Source organism: Saccharopolyspora sp. (assembly GCF_017434145.1).
GTDB classification, from domain to species: Bacteria; Actinomycetota; Actinomycetes; order Mycobacteriales; family Pseudonocardiaceae; genus Saccharopolyspora_C; species Saccharopolyspora_C galaxeae.
Map to the genome: position 1 here is coordinate 1 of NZ_JAFRFW010000543.1, position 6,097 is coordinate 6,097.

At 69.4% G+C, this 6,097-nt stretch carries 5 protein-coding genes and 1 pseudogene; 2 read left to right on the forward strand and 4 right to left on the reverse strand.

Going from position 1 to position 6,097, the window contains the following annotated elements; all coding sequences use genetic code 11:
* The coding region (locus tag IJH84_RS15050) for an MFS transporter (RefSeq protein ID WP_295145521.1) at positions 1-387 on the forward strand (387 nt) is incomplete at its 5' end.
* Between the two features lie 250 nt (positions 388-637).
* Here IJH84_RS15050 and IJH84_RS15055 read toward each other — a convergent pair.
* From IJH84_RS15055 to IJH84_RS15070, 4 genes are all read right to left on the reverse strand, one after another.
* Entirely contained in the window at positions 638-1,267 is a 630-nt protein-coding gene (locus tag IJH84_RS15055; RefSeq protein ID WP_200068402.1) for a superoxide dismutase, read from the reverse strand.
* 122 nt (positions 1,268-1,389) lie between these two features.
* Positions 1,390-2,886, reverse strand: a complete 1,497-nt coding sequence (locus IJH84_RS15060) for a glutamate-cysteine ligase family protein (RefSeq protein ID WP_295145524.1) — start codon at positions 2,884-2,886, stop codon at positions 1,390-1,392.
* Positions 2,887-3,043: 157 nt separating this feature from the next.
* Complete coding sequence (locus tag IJH84_RS15065) at positions 3,044-3,979, reverse strand: aldo/keto reductase (protein WP_295145525.1); 936 nt, start codon at positions 3,977-3,979, stop codon at positions 3,044-3,046.
* 54 nt (positions 3,980-4,033) lie between these two features.
* On the reverse strand, positions 4,034-5,368 hold the full coding sequence (locus tag IJH84_RS15070; RefSeq protein WP_295145527.1) for a multidrug effflux MFS transporter: 1,335 nt from the start codon (positions 5,366-5,368) through the stop codon (positions 4,034-4,036).
* 182 nt (positions 5,369-5,550) lie between these two features.
* Here IJH84_RS15070 and IJH84_RS15075 point away from each other — a divergent pair.
* A pseudogene (locus IJH84_RS15075) lies at positions 5,551-5,862 on the forward strand (RNA methyltransferase); the annotation flags it as partial.
* Between the last annotated feature and the right edge of the window lie 235 nt (positions 5,863-6,097).

Sequence of the window (6,097 nt, forward strand, 5' to 3'; positions counted from 1 at the left end):
CCGCGGCTGCGGCTGATGCTGATCGGGGCCGCGGCGTTCGGCCTGCTGGAGGCGCTGGCCGCGGTGATGCCCACCTACTGGTCGTTCGGAGCCGCGCTGATCCCGGTCGGGATCGCGGTCATGACGTTCACGACCAGCGCGAACGCGACCGTGCAGTTGGCGGTGGAGCCGACCATGCGAGGCCGCGTGATGGGCCTGTACATGCTGCTGTTCCTGGGTGGGAAACCGTTGGGCGGGCTGGCTTCCGGCTGGCTGGCCGAAATCCTGGGCGCGCGGGCTCCGCTGTTGCTCGGCGGCGTGCTCGCGTTGCTCGCGGCGACGGCCGGTGCGCTGGTGCTCAGACGAGTTCGCGGCGCGGGGGTTGTGCAGCCTGGCAGGTTAGGCTAACCTAATACATGTCCGCTTCGTGGTGGGAGCGGCAGTCAGTTCGGGAACGGACGGCCCTCGTCTCCTCCGGGAGGCGGGGGCCGTTCCCGTATCGCGGGCCGTTTGAGCATCGCGTGGCTTGCTCGGCACCGCCCCCGGACAGCACTTCGGGGCCTCCCCGGAGGAAGGCCCCGAAGTGTCGGCAGCGTCGCTTGTCGGAGCATTCACTGCCGAGCCTGGAGCGCCTGAGCGGATCAGGCGGCCGGCCGGATCAAGCGGTGGGCAGCCGCAGCCCGTTGTAACCGGCACGGGCGTCGGCGAAGCGCTTGCCGACCTCGTCCCAGTTGACGACGTTCCACAGCTGCTTGACGTAGTCCGCCTTCACGTTCTTGTACTGCAGGTAGTAGGCGTGCTCCCAGATGTCGAACACCAGCAGCGGAGTGGTGGCGATCGACAGGTTGGAGTGGTGGTCCCGCAGCTGCTGGGTGATCAGCCGCTGGCCGACCGGGTCCCAGGCCAGCACGCCCCAGCCGTTGCCCTGGATGGTCGTGGACACGGCCTCCATCTGCGCCCGGAACTTGTCGAACGAGCCGAAGTCCTGGTCGATGGCCGCGGCCAGCTCGCCGGTGGGCTTGTCGCCGCCGTTCGGGGACAGGATCTTCCACCACACCAGGTGCAGCGAGTGCCCGGCCAGGTTGAACGCCAGGGTGGTCTCCAGGCCCACGATCGAGCCGAAGTCGCCCTTGTCGCGGGCCTCGGCGATCTTCTCGACCGTGTCGTTCGCGCCCTTGACGTAGGTCGCGTGGTGCTTGCTGTGGTGCAGCTCGTTGATCTCCCCCGAGATCGCGGGCTCCAGCGCCGCGTAGTCGTAGTCCAACTCGGGCAGCACGTACTGAGCCATGGAGCGTCTCCCTGTGCCGTATCGCTGTAAGCAGTCTCTAGCAATCGCAATCTAGTAGCAACAGCGAGACAAGTGCATTCCGGGCCGACTTGATCTGGATCACCAGGTGGTTGCGCTGGGGATCAGTCGACGGGCCAGGTGTGCACGGGTTCGGCGGAGTCGGTCAGCGCGACGTAGCGGCGCAGCATCTCGGCCAGCGCGGACTGCCGGTCGTGGCCCGCGCGCTGCAAACCGCCGACGACTTCCCGCTGCCACGACGAACCGGTCTGCCTGCGCAGGCAGCGGGCCTCGATGATGCCGAGGTGGTGCTCGCGCGCCGCGTCCGAAACCCCGCACGCGCGCAGGCCCTCGTGCGCCATCGGCAGCAGTTTCCGCAGCACCAGCTCTTCCGGCGCGATCCAGCCCAAGCCGGGCCAGTACAGGTGCCCGTCCATGCCGTGCCGGGCGCCGGTGTAGAAGTTCTCCTCGGCCGCCGCGAACGACATCTGCGTCCACACCGGGCGGTCGTGCTCGGTCAGCGCGCGCTGCGCGCCGTAGAAGAACGCCGCGTTGGCCAGCACGTCCACCACGCTCGGGCCGGAGGGCAGCACCCGGTTCTCCACCCGCAGGTGCGGCACTCCGTCCACGAGGTCGTAGACCGGGCGGTTCCACCGCCAGATGGTGCCGTTGTGCAGCCGCAGCTCGGCCAGCGTCGGCGCCCGCCCGGAGTGCAGCGCCGCCACCGGGTCCTCGTCCTCCGGTTCGGGCAGCAGCGCTGGGAAGTAGCGCACGTTCTCCTCGAACAGGTCGAAGATCGAGGTGATCCAGCGTTCCCCGAACCACACCCGGGGCCGCACGCCCTGGTTCTTCAACTCCTGCGGGCGGGTGTCGGTGGCCTGCTGGAACAGCGGCACCCTGGTCTCGTGCCAGAGCGCCTTGCCGAGCAGGAACGGTGAGTTCGCGCCGATCGCCAGCTGCACCCCGGCCAGGCACTGCGCGGCGTTCCAGTGCGCGGCGAAATCCTCCGGTGCGATCTGCAGGTGCAGCTGCACGGAGGTGCACGCGGACTCCGGCAAGATCGAATCGGCGTAGCACAGCAGCCGTTCCGGGCCGCCGTCGGACAGCGGCGCGCCCTCCATGTCCAGCCGCATCTCCTCGCCCTTGGCGGCGAAGATCTGGTCGTTGAGCTGCGAGTAGCGCGGCGCGCGGGACAGCCAGTTCGGATCGAAGTGGTTGCGCCGCAACGTCGGCAGCGTGCCGATCATGACCAGCTTCGCGTCCGCGTCCCGCGCTTTGCCGTCCGCGTCCAGCAGCGCCTCGCGCAGCTCCTGCTCCAGCTCCAGCGCGCCGTCCCCGGCCAGCGCGCGCGGCCGGACGTTCAGCTCGATGTTGTGCTGGCCGAGTTCGGTGGTGAACGCCGGGTCGCTGATCTTCTCCAGCACCACGGAGTTCGACATGGACGGTTCCATCCGCTCGTCGACCAGGCTCAGCTCCATCTCCAGCCCCATTTGCTGGTGCGGGAAGGAGAAGTTGCCGTCGGCGAGCATCCGGGCCAGCGCGTCCAGGCCCCGCTGCATCTTGTCCCGGTAGCGTTGCCGGTCGACGGGCTTGAACGCCCGGTTGGTCACGTGCTTACCCATGCCGTCTCCCCGCTCGGTCGGCCAGCACGCTGCTCGGCGGACAACCACGGTGGCACATCGGTACCCGGCGGACCAGCGTCCAAAACGGTGTTCGATCCGCGGCCCGGCGCACCCCGCGTGACCAGCGGGAAGACGGCGATGGGAAGAACGCCGGCGGTCAGCCGGATGCGGTGGTGAGCCGGTCCAGCTCGTCCGCGGTCAGCTCCAGCTCGGCCGCGCTCAGCAGTGCGCCGAGCTGGCCGGTGTTGCGGGCGCTGGCGATCGGCGCGGCCACGTTCGGCCGAGCGCGCAGCCACGCCAACGCCACCGCAGCCTCCGGAACGCCACGCAGCGTCGCCACTTCCTCCAGCGCGGTGAGCACCTTGACGCCGCGCTCGTCCAGGTAGCCGCGGGCACCTTCGGCGCGCGGGCTGTCCGAACTCGTGTCGCCCGGCCGGTACTTGCCGGTCAGGAAGCCCTTGGCCAGCGCGAAGTAGGGCAGCACCGGCAGCTTCTCGCGCTCGACCAGCGGTGCGAGGTCGTCCTCGTACCCGGCGCGCTCGACGAGGTTGTAGTGCGGCTGCAGCGCTTGGTAGCGGGCGAGCCCGTGCTGGTCCGAGATGGCCAGCGCGCTCTCGAGCCGCTGCGCGCTGAAGTTCGACGCCGCCAGGTGCCGCACCTTGCCGCTGCGCACCAGCTCGTCGAACGCGGCCATCGTTTCCTCCTGCGGCACGGACTCGTCGTCCCGGTGCGCGTAGTAGAGGTCGATGTGGTCGACGCCCAGGCGGCGCAGCGAATCCTCCGCGGCCGCGCGGATGTTCTGCGCCGAGAGGCCGGGGCGGTCCGGCAGCATCCCGACCTTGGTCGCGATGACCACCTGGTCGCGGGTGCCGCGGCTGCGCAGCCACTCGCCGATCAGCGCCTCGGACTCACCGCCGGAGTTGCCTGGCGCGTTGGCCATGTACAGATCCGCGGTGTCCAGGAAGTTGCCGCCCGCGGCCAGGTAGGCGTCGAGCACCGCGAAGGTGTCGTCGCGGTCGGCGGTCCAGCCGAACACGTTCGTGCCGAGGCAGATCGGGAAGACGTCGAGGTCGGTAGCTCCGAGCTTGGCCATGGTTGCCTTTCTGGGTGATGGTTGCGCAGACACCTGATCATCGGCGCCGGATGATCACTGCTCGACTGCGGGATCGCGCTCGGAGTCCGCGGCGGCCGCGCGATCGTTGCGCGCCGACCCGGCCACCACCTCCGTACCCGTGGCCCCGTGCCTGCCGAGCGTCACGAACACCACCAGCGCGGCGAGCACCACGCAGCACATCACTGTCGCCATCGGCAGCGCCGTCCCGGTTCCGCCGAGGCCGACCAGCGGCGCGGCCAGCGCGCCCACGATGAACTGGCTGACGCCCAGCAGCGCGGAGGCGCTGCCGGAGACGTCGCGGTTGTCGGCCAGCGCGAGCATCGTCGTGTTCGGCATCACGAAGCCCAGCGACGCCACCATCACGAACAGCGCCGCGAGCAGGAACGGCAGCGGCAGGTTCAGCAGCGCAACGCCCAGCAGCACCACGCCCGCGACCGCGGCCGCGGACAACGCCACCAGCAGCAGCTGCACCTCGTTCGCCACCCGGCCGACCAGCCGCGCGTTGATCTGACCGGCGAGCACGATCCCGACCGCGTTCGCGCCGAAGGCCAAGCTGAACATCTGCGGCGACATGCCGTAGACGCCCTGCAGCACGAACGACGAACCGGAGATGTAGGCGAACATCGCCGACATGCCCAATCCGGCGGTCAGCGCGTTGCCCAGGAACGAACGCCGGGCCAGCAGGGTGCCGAAGGTGCGGAAGGTCGAACCGAGGTGCGCGGGCTGGCGCCACTCCTGGCGCTTCGTTTCCGGCAGCAGGAACGCGGACACCAGCAGCAGGAGGGTGCCGAACCCGGTCAGCACCACGAAAACGCCGCGCCAGGTGGTGTGCGTGAGGATCTGCCCGCCGATGACCGGCGCCAAGATCGGTGCCAGTCCGGTGACCAGCATCAGCGAGGAGAAGAACCGCGCGGCTTCGCGCCCCGAGTACAGGTCGCGGACCGTCGCGCGGGCGATGACCACGCCCGCCGCGGCGCCCAAGCCCTGCAACCCGCGCAGCGCCGCCAGCGCGTACACCGAGCCGGACAGCGCGCACAGCACGGACGCCGTGATGTAGACGGCCAGCCCGATCAGCAGCGGGCGCCTGCGGCCGACCGAGTCGCTGATCGGCCCGGCGACGAGCTGGCCGAGCGCGAGCCCGAGCAGCACTGCGGTCAGCGTGAGCTGCGACTGCGCAGCGGACGCCCCGAGCTCGCTGCTCAGCGCGGGCAGCGCGGGCAGGTACATGTCGATCGACAGCGGCCCGAACGCCGTCAGCCCGCCCAGGATGAGCGCGAAGCGGACCTTGCTCGGGGCCTTCCGGCGCGGCCGGTCGGCGGTGCGGTTGGTTTCGGGGTCGTCGTGGCTGGCTTGCTGGGCCGGGGACATGCGACTCCTCTGGCTCGGCCGGACCTTCGAGTTGCTAATTGCCCGCTACAACCAACAAGATCGTCGGCCGGGTTATGCCCGCCCTGCGTTCGATTTCTGCTGTGAACTGAGTCATCGGCCCCTCGGCCGAGCCGATCACGAGGCCGTGCGGGCGACGACCCGCCCAATGCCAAAATGACCGGGTGGCGCGCGTGTTCGAGGTGACCGAGGTCGACGACCCACGGGTCGACGACTTCCGGGACCTGTCCACCGCCGACCGCCGCCCGGACCGCCCGGGCGGGCGCGGCCTGGTGATCGCTGAAGGCGTGGTGGTCGTCGAGCGGCTGCTCGCCTCGCCGTACCCGGTGCGCGCGCTGCTCGGCGTGCGGCGGCGCATCGACGCGCTCGCCGACCAGCTCGCGGGGATCGACGTGCCCGCCTACGTCGCGGACGCCGACGTGATGGCTGCCGTCGAGGCATACAAAGATTACATCATGAAGGAGACCCTGGCGGTCGAGATCTGCGGCGGCGATGCTGCAGGCGAACTGGCGCAGGTCAACCTGAATGGTCACAAGAGCGGTCTGGCGCTGGAGCGCGTCTAAAGCCGCACTGTATGGTGAAACTATGAGTACGAGTATTGAGAATCTGAGAAGAATTGCAGAGCGTGATGTGAAGGACAACACCGCGCTCTTCGATTTGTATGTGACAGTCGGCCGGGACATCGATTACCTGTCGATCAAGTTCGGCATC

What these genes read in the sequence shown, in the direction of transcription:
- IJH84_RS15055 (WP_200068402.1), bottom strand. Translation starts at nt 1,267, where the DNA reads ATGGCTCAGTACGTGCTGCCCGAGTTGGACTACGACTACGCGGCGCTG.
- IJH84_RS15060 (WP_295145524.1), bottom strand. Translation starts at nt 2,886, where the DNA reads ATGGGTAAGCACGTGACCAACCGGGCGTTCAAGCCCGTCGACCGGCAA.
- IJH84_RS15065 (WP_295145525.1), bottom strand. Translation starts at nt 3,979, where the DNA reads ATGGCCAAGCTCGGAGCTACCGACCTCGACGTCTTCCCGATCTGCCTC.
- IJH84_RS15070 (WP_295145527.1), bottom strand. Translation starts at nt 5,368, where the DNA reads ATGTCCCCGGCCCAGCAAGCCAGCCACGACGACCCCGAAACCAACCGC.